Source organism: Pseudonocardia sp. EC080619-01 (assembly GCF_001420995.1).
Classification (GTDB): domain Bacteria; phylum Actinomycetota; class Actinomycetes; order Mycobacteriales; family Pseudonocardiaceae; genus Pseudonocardia.
Window position 1 is genome coordinate 414,705 of the sequence record NZ_CP012185.1, and the last position, 18,561, is coordinate 433,265.

Annotated in this window: 9 protein-coding genes and 2 pseudogenes; 6 read left to right on the top strand and 5 right to left on the bottom strand. The window is 68.5% G+C overall.

Annotated features, from left to right (window positions below; translation table 11 throughout):
* Nucleotides 1–569: 569 nt before the first annotated feature.
* From ctaD to AD017_RS37135, 3 genes and pseudogenes are all read left to right on the top strand, one after another.
* A complete protein-coding gene (ctaD, locus tag AD017_RS30115; protein WP_060577090.1) occupies nucleotides 570–2,324 on the top strand; it encodes a cytochrome c oxidase subunit I in 1,755 nt (584 codons plus the stop codon).
* A 5-nt stretch (nucleotides 2,325–2,329) separates the two neighbouring features.
* On the top strand, nucleotides 2,330–3,190 hold the full coding sequence (locus tag AD017_RS30120; RefSeq protein ID WP_060577091.1) for a cation transporter: 861 nt from the start codon (nucleotides 2,330–2,332) through the stop codon (nucleotides 3,188–3,190).
* Nucleotides 3,172–3,222: pseudogene (locus AD017_RS37135) on the top strand (hypothetical protein); the annotation flags it as partial. The gene AD017_RS30120 and the pseudogene AD017_RS37135, both read left to right, overlap by 19 nt.
* Before the next feature lie 42 nt (nucleotides 3,223–3,264).
* On the opposite strand, the pseudogene AD017_RS37600 reads toward AD017_RS37135, so the two are convergent.
* Together AD017_RS37600 and AD017_RS30130 are read right to left on the bottom strand one after the other, a co-directional pair.
* Nucleotides 3,265–3,859: pseudogene (locus tag AD017_RS37600) on the bottom strand (IS5 family transposase); the annotation flags it as partial.
* A gap of 114 nt (nucleotides 3,860–3,973) precedes the next feature.
* Entirely contained in the window at nucleotides 3,974–4,279 is a 306-nt protein-coding gene (locus AD017_RS30130) for a hypothetical protein (RefSeq protein WP_060577093.1), read from the bottom strand.
* 200 nt (nucleotides 4,280–4,479) lie between these two features.
* On the opposite strand from AD017_RS30130, the gene AD017_RS30135 reads away from it, so the two are divergent.
* The 3 genes from AD017_RS30135 (at nucleotide 4,480) to AD017_RS30145 (ending at nucleotide 9,721) form a co-directional block, all read left to right on the top strand.
* Nucleotides 4,480–7,476 carry a DEAD/DEAH box helicase gene (locus tag AD017_RS30135; protein ID WP_082539114.1) on the top strand — a complete coding sequence of 999 codons (2,997 nt, stop codon included), beginning with the start codon at nucleotides 4,480–4,482 and terminating at the stop codon, nucleotides 7,474–7,476.
* Nucleotides 7,477–7,760: 284 nt separating this feature from the next.
* Nucleotides 7,761–8,138, top strand: coding sequence for an STAS domain-containing protein (locus AD017_RS30140; protein ID WP_060577095.1), 378 nt, complete (start codon nucleotides 7,761–7,763; stop codon nucleotides 8,136–8,138).
* Nucleotides 8,139–8,998: 860 nt separating this feature from the next.
* Nucleotides 8,999–9,721: a hypothetical protein gene (locus AD017_RS30145; RefSeq protein ID WP_060577096.1), complete on the top strand. Its 723-nt coding sequence runs from the start codon at nucleotides 8,999–9,001 to the stop codon at nucleotides 9,719–9,721.
* A 336-nt stretch (nucleotides 9,722–10,057) separates the two neighbouring features.
* Here the strand turns inward: AD017_RS30145 and AD017_RS30150 are convergent, their stop codons facing one another.
* From AD017_RS30150 to AD017_RS30160, 3 genes are all read right to left on the bottom strand, one after another.
* A complete protein-coding gene (locus AD017_RS30150) occupies nucleotides 10,058–13,828 on the bottom strand; it encodes a hypothetical protein (protein WP_227012951.1) in 3,771 nt (1,256 codons plus the stop codon).
* Between the two features lie 511 nt (nucleotides 13,829–14,339).
* Nucleotides 14,340–17,243, bottom strand: coding sequence for an AfsR/SARP family transcriptional regulator (locus AD017_RS30155; protein ID WP_082538503.1), 2,904 nt, complete (start codon nucleotides 17,241–17,243; stop codon nucleotides 14,340–14,342).
* Between the two features lie 92 nt (nucleotides 17,244–17,335).
* Complete coding sequence (locus tag AD017_RS30160) at nucleotides 17,336–18,436, bottom strand: alpha/beta fold hydrolase (RefSeq protein WP_060577098.1); 1,101 nt, start codon at nucleotides 18,434–18,436, stop codon at nucleotides 17,336–17,338.
* Between the last annotated feature and the right edge of the window lie 125 nt (nucleotides 18,437–18,561).

An 18,561-nucleotide genomic window follows, 5' to 3' on the forward strand; every position in this document is an offset into this window, starting at 1 on the left:
GCTGGTCACGTGATGTCGAATCGGGGTGCGGTCGTGCTGGCCGTCCTCGGCGCGCTCCTGGGTCTGCTGGCTCTGCACCCGTTGTCGGCGGCGTACGCGGGAGTGGCCCCGCACCCGGCTGCGGTGACCGCGGAGCCCGCCTCCGCCGCAGCTGCGTCGTCGACGCTCAACGCCGGCGCCGGGCATGTCGTGGGGTGTCCGGAGTCGCCCGCCGACGGGCACCCTGCGCCGCTGTCGCCGAGCCGTGACGACGATCGGCCGATGCCCACGCTCGTGGGCACGATGGCGGCGACGTCCCCTGCCGGGTGGGCAACAGCTATTCGGTCGCCGATCACTGCAGAACCGCCTGCGCTCGCGGGGACACGTCTCCTGATCGGGATCTGCGTCTCCCGGACGTAGATGCGCACGCGAGGCCCCGCCTCGCCTGTCGCCGTCCCGCGCGGTCCTCCGCGTGGATGCCCCTCGGCGGCGGTCGTCTCGACGACCGCCGCCCCTGCTCTGTTCCGCGCCCGGATCCGGCTCGTCGTCGACGACCCGGATCGCCGCACGGACCCGAAAGGACTCCAACGATGACCCAGGTCGGTCCACGACCGGTGACGGTTCGCCCGAACCCGACGCGCTCCACCGGGAAGGGGTCCACGTTTCTCAGGATGCTGAGGACGACGGATCCGAAGGACATCGCGATCCTGTACCTCTGCACGTCGTTCGCGTTCTTCGCGGTCGGCGGCGTGATGGCGCTGCTGATCCGCGCCGAGCTCGCGCGACCGGAGCTGCAGTTCCTGTCCACCGAGCAGTACAACCAACTGTTCACGATGCACGGCACGATCATGCTGCTGCTGTTCGCGACGCCGATCCTGTTCGGCTTCGCCAACTACATCGTGCCGCTGCAGATCGGCGCGCCCGACGTGGCGTTCCCCCGGTTGAACTCGTTCTCGTACTGGCTCTACCTGTTCGGCGGGATCATCGTCGTCTCCGGGTTCCTGACCCCGGGCGGCGCCGCGGACTTCGGCTGGTTCGCCTACACCCCGCTGTCCGACGCGATCCGCTCGCCGGGCGTCGGTGGCGACCTGTGGATCATGGGCCTGGTCGTCTCCGGCCTGGGCACGATCCTGGGTGGCGTCAACTTCATCACCACGATCGTCTGCATGCGCGCGCCGGGCATGACGATGTTCCGGCTGCCGGTCTTCACCTGGAACATCTTCATCACCGCGCTGCTGATCCTGATCGCGTTCCCGATCCTGACCGCGGCCCTGCTGGGCCTGGCCGCGGACCGGCACCTCGGTGCGAACGTGTTCAACCCGGAGCACGGCGGTGTGGTGCTCTGGCAGCACCTGTTCTGGTTCTTCGGCCATCCCGAGGTCTACATCGTCGCGCTGCCGTTCTTCGGCATCGTGTCGGAGATCTTCCCGGTCTTCTCGCGCAAGCCGCTGTTCGGCTACAAGGGCCTCGTCTTCGCGACGATCGCGATCGCGGCGCTGTCGGTCGCGGTGTGGGCGCACCACATGTACGCCACCGGCGCGGTCATGCTGGCGTTCTTCTCCTTCACCACGTTCCTGATCGCGATCCCGACGGGCGTCAAGTTCGTCAACTGGATCGGGACCCTGTGGAAGGGCAAGATCACCTACGAGACGCCGATGCTGTTCTCGGTCGGCTTCCTCGTCACGTTCCTCTTCGGTGGCCTGACCGGCATCCTGCTCGCGATGCCGCCGGTGGACTTCCACGTGTCGGACACGTACTTCGTCGTCGCGCACTTCCACTACGTGCTCTACGGCACGATCGTGTTCGCGACGTTCGGCGGGATCTACTTCTGGTTCCCGAAGATGACCGGGCGGTTCCTCGACGAGACCCTCGGCAAGATCCACTTCTGGCTGACCTTCGTCGGGTTCCACCTGACGTTCCTGGTGCAGCACTGGCTGGGCAACGAGGGCTACCCGCGCCGGTACGCCGACTACCTGCCGATGGACGGCTTCACGACGCTGAACATGATCTCCTCGATCGGTGCGTTCGTGCTCGGTGCGTCGACGCTGCCGTTCTTCTACAACGTGTTCAAGAGCTACCGGTTCGGTCGCGTCGTGCAGTCCGACGACCCGTGGGGCTTCGGCAACTCGCTGGAGTGGGCGACCTCCTGCCCGCCGCCGCGGCACAACTTCACCGAGCTGCCCCGGATCCGGTCCGAGCGTCCGGCGTTCGACCTCCACTACCCCCATATCGTGCAGCGAGCACGAGCGGAGGCGCACGTCGGCGGGAGGGCGCACCTGACGGAGGTGCTGGCCAAGGAGATCGCCAAGGAGTCCATGCCGAGCGAAGACCCGAGGGAGAACTGAGTCGCGTGACAGATCGTCACTCCACCGGCACTGGGCGCGAGCTCGGGACGATCGACGGGGACGACGCCACGGCCGGTCCGGTGGAGTTCCACGTGTTCGCGATCGGAGGGATGACGTGTGCGGCGTGTGCTGGACGTGTCGAACGGAAGCTGAACAAGGTCGACGGGGTGGTGGCGACGGTCAATCTCGCCACCGAGCGTGCCCGGGTCGCCGTTCCGTCCGGTAGCGATCCCCGCTCGCTCGCCAGGATCGTCGAACGTGCCGGTTACACCGCACGGCCCCTGCCTCCCGCCCAGGATCTCGCTGGTGGCGGCGCAGCGACCCGGACGCATGATCTCCGCCGCCGGCTCGCCGTCGCGGCGGTGCTCGCCATGCCGCTGGCTGACCTGTCGCTCGCGCTCTCCCTGTTCCCCGAGCTGCGCTTCGCCGGCTGGGAGTGGGTCTTCCTCGGGCTGGCGTTGCCGATGGTGCTCTGGTGCGGGTGGCCGTTCCATCGGGCCGCGTGGATCGCGGCCCGCCGCGGCGGGGCGACGATGGACACGCTGGTATCGGTCGGCACGCTCGCGGCGACCTGCTGGTCGCTGTGGATCATGCTTCGAGGGGGCGAGGCGGAGCCGGGCTTCGGCACCGGGTGGGCGGCCCTCACCCGGACCGACGACGCGCTCTACCTCGACGTCGCGGCAGTCGTGATCACCTTCCTGCTCGCGGGACGCTACTTCGAAGCACATGCGAAACGTTCGGCAGGATCGGCGTTGAGTGCACTGCTCGGCTGGGGCGCGAAGGACGTCGAGGTCATGCGCGACGGTGGGTCCGTCCGGTTCCGGTGGGCGAGCTGCGGGTCGGCGAGCTGTTCACCGTCCGGCTAGGCGAGAAGATCGCCACGGACGGTCTCGTCGAGGAGGACCGTTCCGCTGTGGACACCGGTATGGCGACCGGCGAGTCGGTCCCGCGCGACGCGTTCGGGCCGGGTTCGGGGCGGCCCGAGCCCGGTCGGGCGATGCTCAGGTGCGCCATAAGGTACGGAAACATCGGCGAGTCCCCTCCCTGCCCGGGGCCGAGGAGCACCACCAGCGGCCGACCCTGGCCGTCAACCAGCTGGTGGATCTTCGTTCCGAGTCCGCCGCGGGACCGGCCGAGCGCGTGATCGCCCGGCTCGACGCCCAGATTCGTGTAGTTCGATCCGGCCCCCTGCGTCGCGTTTGAGGGTGGCGGCGTGCTGGTGGGCGCGGATGATCGTGGAGTCCACACTCACCGCCCAGTTGACCAACTCGGCCGCGTCGGCGTCGACCAGCAGAGCAGCGAGAACGTGGTCCCAAGTGCCGTCGCCGCTGTAGCGGCGGTGCCGTTTCCACAACGTCTGCCACGGCCTGAACGCAGCGGGACATCACGCCAGGGCAGCACCGGTACCGGTAGATGATCCCCTCGAGCACTCGACGGTCATCGTGGAACGGACGCCCGCGACGACCATCGGAGGAGGGCAACAGCGGCGCCAGACGGATCCACTGAGCATCGGTCGGGACGGCAGTGCGCGGCACCGTTCAAGCATCGCGCGCCCCGAACCGTCAGTTTCGGAGATATGCCCTGGGACTCGCGATGGCAGCTGTCGTCCTCGCGAACCGCCCCGGTGCCACGCAGCGCACCTTCGACAACTATCGGCTGGGAGTGCTCGCCGCCGTCGTCAACGGCTTGAGCACGTGCTCAAGCACTGCTCGCAGGGCCACGAGCGCGTCGGCCACGAGGAGTGGCACCTTTCGCGGGATCGGAGCCACGCGGCTTACGACGGTTCGGCTGATCCTGCCTACCGGCACCTCAACCAACCCGATGACATCGTCGACCTGGGTCTGAGACACGAACAGAAGGTCGAAGATCTGGCTGATCAGCTCGTCCGTGTGCGAGAGCGGCGCGGCGACTCCGAGGTGACGCTCGGGGAGCCAATCGAGCGTGTCGTCCGACATGACCGGATCCTACGCAGCGTCCACGCTGTCTACATCAAGGTACCGGGGTCGACTGTCTGCAGCCCGTGACCGCACTGCGCCAGCCGGTACCCGTGGAGTCGTTCATGGCTCTGCGTCTGCGGTAACGCTTCATGCTGATGATCCGATAGGGAGTCGCCATTGCCCGCCAGCGTGGATTGTCATGAGGAGGCGTTCCCTAGTTGACGGAGATCAAGCGTCGCGTGGTCAGCGGCGGGGAGCTATGGTGGCTTCGCGAAGGCCCAGGGGCACACGGCCAGGAGCCGAAGGACGTCCACGTGGTCGCGGATGCGCTGGCGGGAAGCTTCCGGTTCGTGGAGGAGTCAAGTTCGGCGCACGGCCTGCGAAAGCCTCAGCTGGGTGCCCTGCACGCGGTTCTCGCCCACCGGTCCACCGAGGAGGCCGAGCCGATCACCATTGTGATGCCGACTGGCACCGGCAAGACGGAGACGATGCTCGCGGCGTACTGCTACGAGCCGTCGCGGACGATGGTCGTCGTTCCGTCGGACGCGCTGCGTACTCAGATCGCCGAGAAATTCGTGACCCTCGGCGTGCTCGCAGAGGTGGGGGCAGTCATTGGTGGCTTCCTATGCCCGGCCGTACTGGTGCTCAGCAGCGGCTTGACAACGGTGGAGGAGGCCGATGAGCTGCTCGACGGCACCAACGTCATCGTGGCGACGGCTCAGGCGCTCGACAAATGCTCCGAGCCCGCTCGCACGCGGCTCACGGGTGGTTGCACACGCTTGTTCGTCGACGAGGCGCACCATGTCGGCGCGCGGACATGGCGGGAGATCGTCGATCTTTTCTCCGATCGCGAGGTAGTCCAGTTCACCGCTACGCCCTACCGTGAGGACGGCCGACATCTGGGTGGTCGCGTCGCCTATGCATATCCGTTGCGACTAGCCCAAAAGCACGGATACTTCGCGCGAGTCAACTATCGGTCCATCATCGACCTTTCCGACCCCGATCGCGCGGTCGCGACCGCCGCCGTCGAACAGCTGCGGGCGGACCTGGATGCCGGTTACGACCACTTGCTGATGGCACGTGTCAGCTCGGTCGAACGCGCGAAGCAGGTTGTCGCGCTGTACGAGGAGCTCGCTCCAGATCTGCATCCACTGCGGATCGACACCGGGCTCGCGGGCTCGACCCGCCGTAAGCGCCAGGATAGGCTCGGGCAGGACTGTCGCATCGTGGTATGCGTCAACATGCTCGGCGAGGGTTTCGACCTGCCGAATCTCAAGATCGCAGCCGTCCACGATCCCCAGAAGAGCCTCGCCGTAACGCTGCAGTTCATCGGGCGCTTCACCCGCACCGGTAGCGGAACCCTCGGTGAGGCATCCGCATTCGTGCCGCTGCAGGTGACCGGCGTCGACGAACGACTCCGCAAGCTCTACGGCGAGGACGCGGACTGGAACGAGGTCATCCAGGACCTGACCGAGCGCGGCGTCGGGCGAGAGAAGGCTCGATCCGACTTCGAGCGGGGCTTCGGTTCCCTGCCCCGCGAGATAGCGATGCGCAGCATCCACCCCAAGATGAGCACGGTCGTCTACCAGACCCCGACCGCCCCGCGGTGGCGGCCGGAGGGCGTGTACGACCTGTTCGAGGACCGACTGCTGACCACACAGCTAGGTATCAACAACAGCGGCAAGGTCGTGTGGTGGGTGTCGCGCCAGCCCACGCCCGTCCGATGGGGAGAATTCGCGAGCTTCAACGAACTCGTCCACCACCTCTATGTGGCCCATCTCGACGACTCGGCCGGGTTCCTCTACATCAACAGCACCGACAACAACTCGCTTCACGAGGACATCGCGAGGACCGTCTGCGGCGACAGCGTCACTCTACTGAGGGGAGAGAGCGTCTACCGAATCCTCGCGCAGGTGCAGCGTCGCATCCCCACTAACGTCGGTCTTCTCGACTCGGTCAGCCGGAACAGACGGTTCTCCATGCACGTCGGGCAGGACGTCCTCCACGCCTGGCGCGGCGAGGGCGGAACGAAGATGAAGACCAACATCTTCGCACACGGATTCACCGACGGCCGAGCCGTTAGCTTCGGGGCGTCCCGGAAGGGACGAGTGTGGAGCCACGAGCGGGCGCGCGACATCCACGACTGGGTCCGGTGGGCAAAGCGCGTCGGCCCGGTGATTACCGACACGTCGATCTCGCTGGAAACCGTGATGTCGGGCTTCTTGCTCCCGAAGCCGGCCACCGAGCGCCCACCGCTCGTGCCGCTATCGATCGAGTGGCCACACCATCTCGTCGCCACCATGAGCGAGAATCGAAAAGTCTTGTACAGCGATGCGGAGTTCTCGCTGCTCGACACCGAGCTCACGCTGATCGCCCACACGACGGACGGCCCGTTGCAGTTCGCGCTGCGAACCCCGGAGTGGTCGCTCCAGTTCGCGTTCGAATTCGACGAGAATGAGCCGCCGAGGATCCGTCCGATCGGCGAGGACGGAGTCGTCACGACACCGTCGGGGCGCGGCAGCCTCGCGGCGTTCCTCACAGCTCACGGGCTATTGGTCACGTTCGAGAACGAGCTCGTCCTGGTCGAGCAAGGCTATCTTCTCCAGCCGGACCGCGAGCGTCGACTGTTCCCCACCGACTCGATCGAAGTGTTCGACTGGTCCGGAATCGAGATCAAACGTGAGTCGCAAGGCCCGGACCGGGACCCCAGCACTGTCCAGCACCGCGCCATTGACATCTTCTCCACGGAGTCCGACTGGGAACTCATCGTCGACGACGACGGCACCGGTGAGCTAGCCGACGTAGTCTTCCTGCGTCGGGTCGACGACGAACTGGAAGTGCTGCTCGCGCACTGCAAGTACTCTTCCGAGGAGAAGCCGGGCGCCCGTATCGGCGATCTCTATGACGTCTGCGGTCAGGCCATGAAAATGAACCGGGCGAAGTCCATGCCGGAACTGCTCACCAAGCGCCTATTCCGCAGAGAGAACGAGCGCGTTGCAGCCGGGAGGAGCGGGATTCTCACCGGAGATATCGAGACTCTGGCAGCCGTGGTCCGGGAGGCCCGCTTTCGCCGACTACGCGTGACCGTCGCAATTATTCAGCCTGGCATGTCGAAGATGAAGGCGAGTGAGGACATGCGCGCGCTGCTTGGAGCGGCTGACCGCTTCCTCTCAGAGAAATACGACATGACTCTCCGGGTCGTCGCCAGCCCGTGAGCAGCAGAAAGCCTCCCTGGTTCTAGTGCCTCGTCACGCAACGTTGGGTAGGTAGTCCGGTCTGCGGATCTTGGACTCAGGTGCGAACCGGCGTTTCGGTCGGGCGCGGCGGTCGGACCAGCGGACGTAGCCGGCGATAGCGGCTTCTTGAGCGGTGTGGACACATGGTGTGGTCGATCGGTTGCAGCTGGATCGTCGCGAGGCGCCGTCTGTTGGGAAAGCCGGGACGAGAAGGTGGGTGGGTGGTCTCGGTAGGCACGATGTGCCCCGTACCGTCGTGACTCATGGGCACCGAGGAACCATTCCACTCAGGATCGTTGGCGATCGAGTGGCGTGAGGTCGGTTCCGGCGTCGTGGTCAGCGTCGGTGGCGACATCGACTACGACACCGGACCAGAGCTGCGGGAAGCAGTCGGTACGGCGTTGGGCGGCCCGACCACCCTGCTCGTCATCGACCTGACGCGCATCACGTTCCTCGGTTCAGCAGGGGTTTCGGAGCTGTTGTTCGCCGAGGGATATGCCCGTGAGGTGGGTAAACAACTTCGGGTGGTCTCCGGTCGCGACCAGCGGGCGGTGCGTCGGCCGCTGCAGGTGACCCGGGTCGACGAGATGCTGGCGCTCTTCGATGACCTGGACACCGCTCTGCGTGCTCCGTCGTGCTGAACTGGCAGCGTGCCGCTCGACGTGCCCCTCGATCGGGCGGTGACGTCGCCTTCGTTGCTGTGGGGGCGACAGACAGTCACCGTGGCACTGCACTAGGCTCCACGCGCTACCGCTCCCCAGCGGCAGTGTGGTGTCCTCGCCCGCTCCCCAGCTGGCGAGGACACCACCATCACGGATCTCGGCTTGCCCTGAATCCCCCGACGCAGAGCCGCCCCGTGGCCACGGCGCCGTCGCCCAAACGCGACAGAGCAGCGCCGTCAGGGTATTGAATACCCTGTGCCGGTGCGGTTTCGCGCTGGAACCGGCCTTGTGCTGCAATCGTCACATTCGTTGACCTGTGTCAATGGACGCGTCGGAGGAAGCTGGGTGCCTTGACCGACGGGCCGGTGGGGGAGCGACGAGCAGCTCGGGTTTCTGGCCGAGTCTGCGGAGATCGTCGGGGCGTCAGTGTCCGAGGTAGCCCTGGTAGCTGCTGTCTCGACCGAGTAAGGGCCGACCGGGCGCCGGGCCAGGTCGATTCTGGCTGTGGTCGAGCGGCGCTGCTGCCCGCCCCGGGCGAAACAGGCCCGAGGAGCGTGCGCCGGGAGCCGACCGAGTGGGTCGACCGAGGGGAGGTGAGGTCTGGGTCGTCACCACTGCTACCTGCTGAGGAGACCAGTGCCGGGTGTCGCGGTGACCGCGCCGCGTGCGCCGGACCGGTGGGGTTCTGCCTGCGGGCAGCGGCCCTACCCCTCGTCGCGGGCGTCGCCTGCCGCACGATGTCTGCGCTACCCTGCGCAGTGCGTTGGTACGACTGTCACATCGATCGCACAGGAGCACGGGCGACGAGGTTCGCCCACACCACTCACGAGGTAGCCGAGATGGTCGGTTTCGAGCCTTCGGCCGAGAATGACGAGGCATCCGCCGCGACCCGGGACGACGCCGCTCACGCCCGGGATCTGGAGTCGCAACGACGTGATGACGCCGCGGAGCGGCGAGACGCCGCCGCCGACGCGCGTGACCTGTTCTCCGGTGAGATCCGTGCGGACTTCGACATCCGATTGGGCGAGCTCGGTCGGGATCTACTTGAGCGAGTCACCCGCAAAGAGGGTCTCACGATCGATCCGGGCGAGTGGCCCGATATCAGCCCGGCCGCGCTCGTGCGATTGCGCGCCTACCTCGCGGAGCAACAACGTCTTGCCGCGTCTGACCGGGCGGCTGTCGTGATGTTGCTCAGCGAGATCCGCAACGAGTTCCGGCTGCAACAACGCGATCGGCAAGAAGCCGCCTACGAACGTCTCGCCGCTGCAGGGGACCGGGACTCGGCCGCCGACGATCGCCGAGCCTGCCGGCGCGATCGCGATCACTCGTTGCAGGACCGGAGCCAGGCTGCCCTCGAGCGAGAGCTGGTGCGCCCCGCTGACCTCGAACACGACGAGGACCCCGCACTGGCTCTCCAGGAGCAGACCAGCCTCGCGCGGACCAAGATCGAGGAAGCCCGGCAGAAAATACTCGACACCCGAGAGTGGCTCGCCCGGACACGAGGCCCCCGCGAGACTCCCCCTCCGCCCACTACTGACGACGGTGCTGCGCCAAACCGATAAGGCATGTGACCCGCTGTCGCTGCGGTACCTGCCCTGAGATGACCGCCTGCGATGGCTCGAGGGCAGCGCACATGCGGAGCACGAGAATCTCCGGTGCCGGCGAGGGACGTTTGCCCGCCCAGATAGATACGAGTGGTCGTGCCGTGTGTAGAAGAGGAACCTTCGGAGCGCGTCGTGGGCCGGGGTGATCGGCACCGCAACGACGACACCTGAGGCAAGATCGTTGGATCTCGGACCGTTGCGCGACAGGCCCAGTGCCGCGACTCTGAACTGTTCCTGTGGTCCTTGTGTCCCACCCCTTCAAAACGCCGCCACTGCGTGACCTACCCGGGTCGCCTATCGGATGCGGATCAGCCCCCACAGGCCCTCGGTGAGCGCCCAGCGCAACGCCCCGGCCCGGTAGGCGTAGTCGCCGGGTTTGTCCGCAGTGAGCAGCAGGGTGCGGGTGCTGCCGGAGGACAGCGCTCCCAGCATCGCGGTTCGGGGGCCGGCGAGGAGGTCGCCCTCTGGCCAGTCGTGGCCGTGGACGGTGAAGGTGTGCGTGCGGGAGCGTCCGACGCCCATCACCAGGTGCAGCCGTATGAGCTCGCCTGGAGCGCAGCTCAGCACCGGCGTCGGTGGGTGCGGATCGGCCAGCGATGGCCGGTCCGGCGCGAGGTGCGCGCTGCGGCGGTTGATCGCCATTTGGCCAGCGGCCGCGGTCCCGAGATCGGCCACTGGGCGGGTCGGGTCGCTGTCGTGGAACAGGCGGTGGCCGTCGGTCAGCAGCAGCACGAGTTCATGTTCGGGTGGGTGTCCGGGCCGGCACAGCACGGCCTGTTCGCCGGTCCAGCACTGTCCGCCTGCCGGGCCTGCTGGATCGTGAGGTGTGGCATCCGGTGGTTCCACGACCAGGGCCCCTGCGAGCCCGCGGTGTCGGTGTGTGCGCATGTCGGCCCGGTCGGTGAGCAGCACCGCCCCGGGGTGCTCGGCGTACCAGCGGTAGGTGACCGAATGCCCTGGCTTGGCCGTGGTGTCAGGGTTGATTCCGACGTGCGCGCCGTCGGAATCGCGCGGGTCGTAGCGCAGCGCAGCGGCCTGCAGCGAGACCCGGCCGGAGACCTCCCGAGCGCCGGGCCGGTCTTCGCCCTGCAGCGGCGGGTCGAAAGGGCTCGCCGGTGGAGGCCCGGGCAGCTCGTTGGCCAGTGTGACCTGGACCCACTCGCCCGCGCGGGCGCGTAGTACGAGTGGGCCTGGAGGAGCTTCGCCGGGACGGTCGGCTTTGTCGGTTCGGTCGACGAGGTACTCCAACCCGAGGGGATCGGTCCGGTCCTGGCTGTAGCGGACCTCGCGGGCTCGGACCCGGACGTGGTAGCGGCGGGCGGCCTTGGCGTCGAACGGTGGTGGCGCAACGCGTGGAAACGCAGTGGGCAATGCGGGCAGCTCGCGCAGGTGAGTCTCGTGGAACCGGACGAGGCCCCAGCAACCCAGCCAGGTGTCGTCGGCGGCGGCCAGGGACCAGAGGTGATCGCCGGGGCCGACGGTCGGGTCGAGGTGGAGGGTGAAGGCCTGATCGGGGCCGAGGGTCTGCTGATTGTGCACTGTTGGGGCGTGCCGGCTGTCGGGTCGGGCGCGCCACCGCAGCCCGTGGGTGACGAAGCTGTGGTGCTGCGTGTGCGACCCCTGGTACAGGCGGACACGGATCGGTTCGCCCGGGTAGGCGCGCAGGATGGGTGTGGCGGGGTCGCCGTGGACGCTGCTGGAGAACCAGTCGGCGGGATCGCCGGGGCGCTCGTGCAGTGGCTCGCAGCGGTAGTCGACCGCCATGGCTCCGTGGGCGCCACTCTCTTCTGGTGCTGGTGCTGGTGCTGGTGGTGGTGGATTGATCGGATCGCCGGCCGGGCCGGGCCGGTGCTCGAGCAGCGGCACACTGTCGGCGACGCCGAGTACCTGTTCACGAAACTCCGTGCCGTCGGGCAGCTCGATCAGGGCTTGTGAGGCGTTGCCGACCTCTCGGCCTGGGGTGTCAGGTTCGCTCCACCGCGCGCCGGTGGGTTCGACGACCAGGCACCCGAACAGGCCGTGTCGGCGTCGTCGGTCGGGCAGTGCCCCGTCGTGGAACACGACGGGCCCGAGCTCGTCGTCGCAGTACCAGCGGTAGATCCAGGTCCGGTATCGCTGGTGGTCCTCGGCGCCGGCGTCGGCGGTGGTGGCCGCGGACAGGTAGTTCCAGCCGACGGCCGTGCCGTCGCCGACCAGCGGGTCGAACTTGACCAGGTGGGGGTGTAGCCCACATTCGGGTTGGAAGCCCAGCACGGCGTCGAGTGCGGTGTCGGCGTGACGGCCGGGAGGCAGCGCGTTGGTCAGGGTCAGTTCGACGATCTCACCCTTGGCCGCGCGGATCGCGATCGGCGCGACGTCGCGCTCTCCGGACTCGAGCTGCGCTCGGAAGGCCGCGACTCCTCCCGCCTCGTCGATCTCGTTCTGCAGCACGAACAGCATGCCGTGGGGGTCGTGCCACTCGCTGCGTGCCCCGCGGAAGTAGCTGATGTCGGCTTGTAGCGCGACCAGGTCGTAGCGGCGTACCGGTGCCTGCGGGTCGGAGGTGACCTTGGTGAAGGCTTCGCCGGGCTGTGGGTTCGGGCAGAAGGCGTCGCGTTCCAGCGCGGTCGGTTCTCGTCCCATCCCCGGTGGCATCGCCGGAGTGCGTGGCGGGCGGGGGGATCGCTGTGGGTAGATACCCGAGACGAAGGTGGGGAAGCCGGGCCGTTGGGCTGTCGGTGCTGGTGGCGGCTCGTGGCCGGGCAGGGGGCGCAGTGCGGGGATGGGGGTGCTGTCGGGGTAGCGGCCGGTCCCGTCCTGCATGACGTCGAACACTCGCCAGATCCCCCACGCCCCGGAGCGGTCGTGGGGTGCGTACCGCCAGAGTGCGTCACCGGTCGCGTGCTGTGTCGATCCTGCGCCGCCGATCGGTTCGATCGTGATGCCTTGCTGCGGGCCGATCGTGATCGAGTCGACGACGGGGGAGCGGTCGTCGCCCGGGGACGTGTGCCACTGGTGGAAGTGCAGGTGGAAGGTGTGGGCCTCGCGCACGCCGCCGTGGACCAGCCGGATTCGTGTGCGGTCTCCGCGATAGGCGCGCAGGAGCGGGGTGGCGGGGTCGCCGAACAACCAGGAGCTGTGGTGTTGCTCCTCGTCGGCGACCGCGTCGTATCCGGGGTGCAGGGCTCCAGCTTCGAGCAGGCGTCGGTAGGCCAGCGACCGCCCTCGAGCCGGCTCGGCTCGATAGCTGGTCGACATGGTCGACACCGTCGGATCCGGGGCCTGACGCCGGGCGCGCCGAGGTCCGGCTGGACCGTCTCGGTGAGAGTCGTGGTCGTCGTGGTGGTGGTCGCAAGGCGATCCGGCCGTGAGCAGGTCACCCCCGATGGCGGGGACGTGGGTGTGCGGGACCGGGCGGTCGCACCGGGCGGACCGTTGTGGTGCGTCGAGAGGGTTGTCGTTGGGTGTCTGGTCGTGCAGGAACACGACGTATTCGCGGAAGCTGGGTTGGCCGGGAAGGTGGACGTCGGCGTCGACCCCGTCTGTCGGGGCGCCGGTGACGGGATCGCTCCACGTGGCGCCGGCCGGTTCGACCACGAGCGCCCCGAACAGCCCGTGTAGCTGAGAGCTGTGCTCGCCGCCTCGCAGGTCGGCCAGATCGCCGAAGTGGAAGACCCCTTCGTTGCGACAGTCCCAGACGTAGCGGCGATGTCCACCGTGGGGGTCGGCCGCCGAGTCAGGATTGAAGCCGACGACACCGCCGTCAGCGCGTTCGACGTCGTATCCGACACCTTGCGGATGGATGCCGGCCCGCCGGGGCAGCTCGTTGCGGAAGTGGATGACCACACGTTCCCCGACCCGGGCCCGCAGGACCAGCGGGCGCACCAGCGGGTGCGGGTGGGGCAGCTCGTCGGGTGAATCGATCGGGTCCGGGAACGGTTGGGGCCAGTCGTGCTCGATCGCGCGCAGCTGCGGCTCGTCGCGGGCGAGCGCGTAGATCGTTCCGTTCCGGTCGTGGTCACCGTGATCGTTGTAGACGATCGGTACGCCGAGGGCGACGACGTCGTAGCTGCGGTCGTGGGTCATGCGCGGTGCCCCTCGTGGCGGCTGCGTCATCGCTGTCGCAGTCGGGGATGTGGGTGTCGGTGTCGCCCGGTCTCTGGCGCCGCCCTCCACGGCCGGCGGCGGACGATGGCCAGCGCTTCGGGCAGTCGGGCGTGGGCGAGCTGATGGTCAGGCCCGGTTGCAGGGCGCGTCGACCACCCACGGGCATCGGCACCGGGTGCGCTCGAGGTGTCGTTGCCGACGGGGCCCGGTGTCGGGGAGCCTGCGGCGGAACTGCTCCGTAGCATCTGACGGGGAGTCCCGCGGCGGGCCCCCTCGCCGCCTGGCGGCCAACCCCTCGTGGCCGCCGGTGCGGCCTCGCCGCGGGACTCCCCGCCAGGCGCCCGGTCAGGTGGGCCCTGCCGAGCAGGCAGCGCGTGGGGCGCGGGCGCGTCTGCCACGGCCCCTTGCGGGCTCGTCGGCGCGGCCCCCGTGACCCTCGCGGCCTGTGCGCCGTCCGACGCTGCCATACCGTCGAGGCTGGGCGATGGCGCTACGAATCTGCTGTAGATCCGCTGTTGGCGGGTGCAGGCTGCGGCGGGTCCGCGTCGGCGCGGTCGGGGCTCGCCACGCCGGGAGCGTCGCTGTCGGTGCTGAGCTGCTGGATCAAAGCGGTGGTCCGGTACTGCTCGTGCGGAAGTCCCAGCTCGCGCCAGAGGTGCAGAGCGCGGGTGAGGCATTCCTGCGCCGAGGCGGGAGCGCCTTGGGCGCGGTGGGCCTCGGCCAGGCCGAGCAGCGCTTGGGCCACGCCGAACCGGTGCCGGCTTTCGCTGCGCAACCGCAGCGCCCGCTCGAGCAGCGCCTGGGCGTCGGTGGCCTGCCCTTGGCCGAGGCGCACCATGCCCAGACGCTCGCAGATCGCGGCCTCGTCGAGCGCGACGCCGTAGCCGTCGATAGCGTCGAGGGCGTGGGTGAGGTGTTCGGCGGCCGCGGTGTAGCGGTGCCGCTGCGCTTCCAACGTTCCCAGCCGTAGCAGGGTCCAGGCCTCGCTTCGGTGGTCGCCGGACACGCGTAGCGCATCCAGCGCTTGCTCCAGGAGCGGGTGGGCACCCTCGAGATCCCCGGACTCGGCGTGCACAGCTCCCAGCCCGGAGATGGCCAACGCTTCTCCGTGCGGGTCTCCGGCGGTGTGGAAGAGGTCGCGGGCCTCGCACATGTTCTGTCGGGCGTCGTCGATGCGGTGCTGGAGAAGGGCCAGCTCTCCGAGTCCGCGCAGTGCGGCCGCTTCGCCGCCCGGGTGACGGTGTCGATGGGCTGCGGAGCGGGTCAGCTCGGCGATGCGGCGCCAGTCGTCGTAGCGTCCGCCGACGACGAAGAATGGCGCGAGTCGGCGTCCGAGCCCGATGACGACGTCGGCCCAGCCCAGGTCGTGGGCTTGGTCCACAGCGGCGACGAGCGAAGGCCACTCGGTGGCGAACCAGGTGAGCGGATCGCTGAGTAGGCCGCTGAGGGCCGGTGCCTGAGGTCGCCAACCCTGGTTCGGTTCGACCGCGACACCGAACGAGGGGCTCGAGATCCGTTCTGCGGCGAGCTCGGCCGCGTGCTGCCAGCCGTCCAGTACTCGTCGCAGTGCGGTGAGCTGGTCGGGTCCGGGCTCATCTGTCCGTGCCAGCTCCCGGGCGTAGAGGCGGATGAGGTCGTGGAAGCGGTAGCGGACGGCGCGCTGGTCGGGGGTGGCAGTGTCGGGGACCACCGCGATGTCGAGTAGCCGTGCGTCGACGAGCCTGTCGGTGAGCTGCTCGGCCCGAGCCTGGGGGACGTCAATGAGCGCGGCCAGTACCCATGCCTCGAAGTCGGGGGCCTCGAGCAGCCCGAGACGGCGGAACACCTGCTGCTCGGCCGGGGGTAGGCCCTCATAGCTGAGCGCGACGTTCGCACGGACCTCGAGGTCGCCGATGGCGAGCTCGTCGAGGCGGTGTCGTTCGTCCGCGAGACGGTCGGCGAGCTCTCGGGCACCCCGGTGGGGGTGGTCGGCGAGTTTGGCACCGGCGATGCGGACGGCGAGCGGGAGGTAGCCGCAGAGCCGGACAATGTCTTCGCCGGCCCGGCGCTCGCCGGCTACCCGTTCGGGCCCGGCTACGGACCCGAGTAGGGCCAGGGCTGCGTCCGGGTCCAGGATCTCGAGATCGATCTGCTGGGTGCCCTCGAGGCCGGACAGCCGGCTACGGCTGGTGACCAGCACCGCGCAGCCGGGCTCACCGGGTAGTAGCGGTCGAATCTGGCGCTCGTCGGCGACGTTGTCGAGGACGACGAGCACGCGCTTGCCGCCGAGGCGGGAGCGAAAGAGTTCCGCGCGTTCCTCTAGGGTCTCCGGGACTCGGCCGGGTTCGACTCCGAGTGCGCGCAGGAACCGTCCGAGGAGCTCTGCCGGATCGGCGGGGCGTGGCTGGGCTCCGTGCAGGTTCACGTGCAGTTGGCCGTCGGGGTAATCGGCTCGGATCCGGTGTGCGGTGTGAACGGCCAGCGAGGTCTTGCCGACGCCGGCGCGTCCGGCGATCACCACAACGGGCACAGCGGTCGGCCGATCGGACTGCAGCGCGGCGTGGATGTGGGCGATCTGATCGTCGCGTCCGGTGAAGTCGACCATGTCGGGTGGAAGCTGCGCCGGTACAGGGGTGCCCACGATGTCGAGTGGAGGCGTCGGCGGGGGCTCCAGGGCGGGGTCGGAGGTGAGGACGGCGTGTTCGAGGCGCTGCAGCTCTGGTCCCGGGTCGATACCGAGTTCCTCGGCGAGCACGGCCCGCGAGTCTCGGAATACCTCGAGTGCCTCGGCCGAGCGCCCGGCGCGGTACAGCGCGAGCATGAGCTGGCCGCGCGGGCCTTCCCGGAAAGGGTGCTCGGCGACGACGTCGCGCAGCTCGGGGATGACGTCGTCGTGTCGGCCGAGGCGCAGGTCGGCCTCGATGCGACCCTCCAACGCGGTCAGGCGACGCTCGGTGAGCCGGTCTCGGGCCGGCGCGAGCGTCTCCGCGACGCCGCCGAGCGCGGGACCTCGCCAGAGCCTCAGCGCGTCCCGGTAGCCGGCGGCGGCCTCGGCGGTCCGGCCTTCGGCGAGTGCGCGGGCGGACTCGTGCACCTGGTGGTCGAAGACCTCGAGGTCGAGCTCTCCGGTCAGTGGTTCGACGCGGTAGCCGGCAGTTTCGGTGTGGATCACGACCCGGCTCGGGTCGGCGTCGGCGAACTGTTTGCGCAGCGCAGAGACATAGCCGTGGATCTGGGTTCCGGCCGTCGCAGGGGGAGCATCCTGCCAGATGGTGTCCACCAGCCGCTGGCTGCCGACCACGCGTCCGGCGTCGAGGAGCAGCACAGCCAGCAGGGTCCGGGGTTTGACTCCGCCCAGGCGTAGTGGGCGGTGCGGCCCACGCACCTCGACCGGGCCCAACAGCCGAAATTCCATCCTTGCCCCTGACCGGGGAGACCTGCGTACGAGTCGGTGCTCTCCCTTGAGGGTCAACTTACCGGCGACCCCGGTGGCTCGGGGCCGAGGCCCTACCGCGTCCTGCTCAGGAACTCGACGATGTCGCCGAATACATCCCGGGCGGCGTCTCGACCCATGAAGACGTCCTGGTGGCCGTAGCCGTCGAACACCGCCAGCTCGTGCTGGCGTGCGCCGAGGCGACGAAGCCGCTCGTGGCACGCGATGTTGGAGTCGCAGAACACCCGATTGTAGGTGCCGGTGGTGAACAGGATCGGGATCTCGATAGAGGCGGCGGCCTGCAGGTAGTTGGCAGGCAGGATCCGGTGGGATGCGCGGTGTGGCCGGTACTTGACAGCCGCTTCGGCGCGCACCATCTGGTGCATGTGCCGATAGAACTGCAAGCTGGTCGGACCGAACAGGTCGGCTACGCGACGATGGGTCTGCGGGTCGAGATTGTGGTGCTGGTACATGGCGGGCCGCCCGGCCCCCCACATCATGCTGAGTAGCTGGCAGGCGCGGACGTCGCATTCGCGATGGGCGAGTGAGACGGCGCCGGCAAGGAGGCGGTGGGGAAGCGAACCGCTGTGGGTGCTCCATCGTGGGTCGAGCAACTCGATACCGGCGAGTGAGAACAGGGTTGGCCCGGCAGCGAGCTTGAGCGCCGACCATCGTGGTACGCGGGGCAGCAGTGACACGCTGTTGAGCACCGCGCTGGTGAGCCCCCCGATCCGCCGGGCCGCGAGGCTCATCGAGAAGGTCAGCGCACCGACGCAGTGCGCGACCACGTGCAGCGGCCGGTCCCCGATGTGTGTACGGAGCAGATCCAGCGCAGGTGGGAAGTCGTAGAGAGCGCAGTCGTCGAGTGTGTAGCGCTCCGGGGAGCGGTTGTAGGTATGACGATTGCTCAACCTGAAATCCAGGCTCCACACGTCGTAGCCGTGGTCGAGCAGGGTGGTGACGAGGTTGCGATGCTCGGGCATGACGAACATGTCGGTGGAGGTGGTGTGTCCGTGCACCAGCAGGACGGCATCGCCTGCCCGGTCGCGGGTGAAGCGCAGCATGCTCAGCTCGAGGCCGTCAGCGGTGGGGAAACGGTGTTCGCTGATCTCGGCGTCGGGTACCCCGCTCAGCGTGTGCGGAGGGATCGGGGTCGAAGTGTCCTCGTCTGGCATCGTGCGTCCTTCTCGACGGGTGCTGCAGCCCGGAATGCGATGATCGTCGCGGACGCTACCTGCGGGCTACCCGCCCGCTACATCGCCGTGCAAGCCAGGCGCAGCGTGTGGCCGGTGGGGTCCGG

Bases quoted from the DNA above. Each gene is read 5' to 3' on its own strand.
- ctaD (WP_060577090.1), top strand. From the start codon at position 570: ATGACCCAGGTCGGTCCACGACCGGTGACGGTTCGCCCGAACCCGACG.
- AD017_RS30130 (WP_060577093.1), bottom strand. From the start codon at position 4,279: ATGTCGGACGACACGCTCGATTGGCTCCCCGAGCGTCACCTCGGAGTC.
- AD017_RS30140 (WP_060577095.1), top strand. From the start codon at position 7,761: ATGGGCACCGAGGAACCATTCCACTCAGGATCGTTGGCGATCGAGTGG.
- AD017_RS30145 (WP_060577096.1), top strand. From the start codon at position 8,999: ATGGTCGGTTTCGAGCCTTCGGCCGAGAATGACGAGGCATCCGCCGCG.
- AD017_RS30150 (WP_227012951.1), bottom strand. From the start codon at position 13,828: ATGACCCACGACCGCAGCTACGACGTCGTCGCCCTCGGCGTACCGATC.
- AD017_RS30155 (WP_082538503.1), bottom strand. From the start codon at position 17,243: ATGGAATTTCGGCTGTTGGGCCCGGTCGAGGTGCGTGGGCCGCACCGC.
- AD017_RS30160 (WP_060577098.1), bottom strand. From the start codon at position 18,436: ATGCCAGACGAGGACACTTCGACCCCGATCCCTCCGCACACGCTGAGC.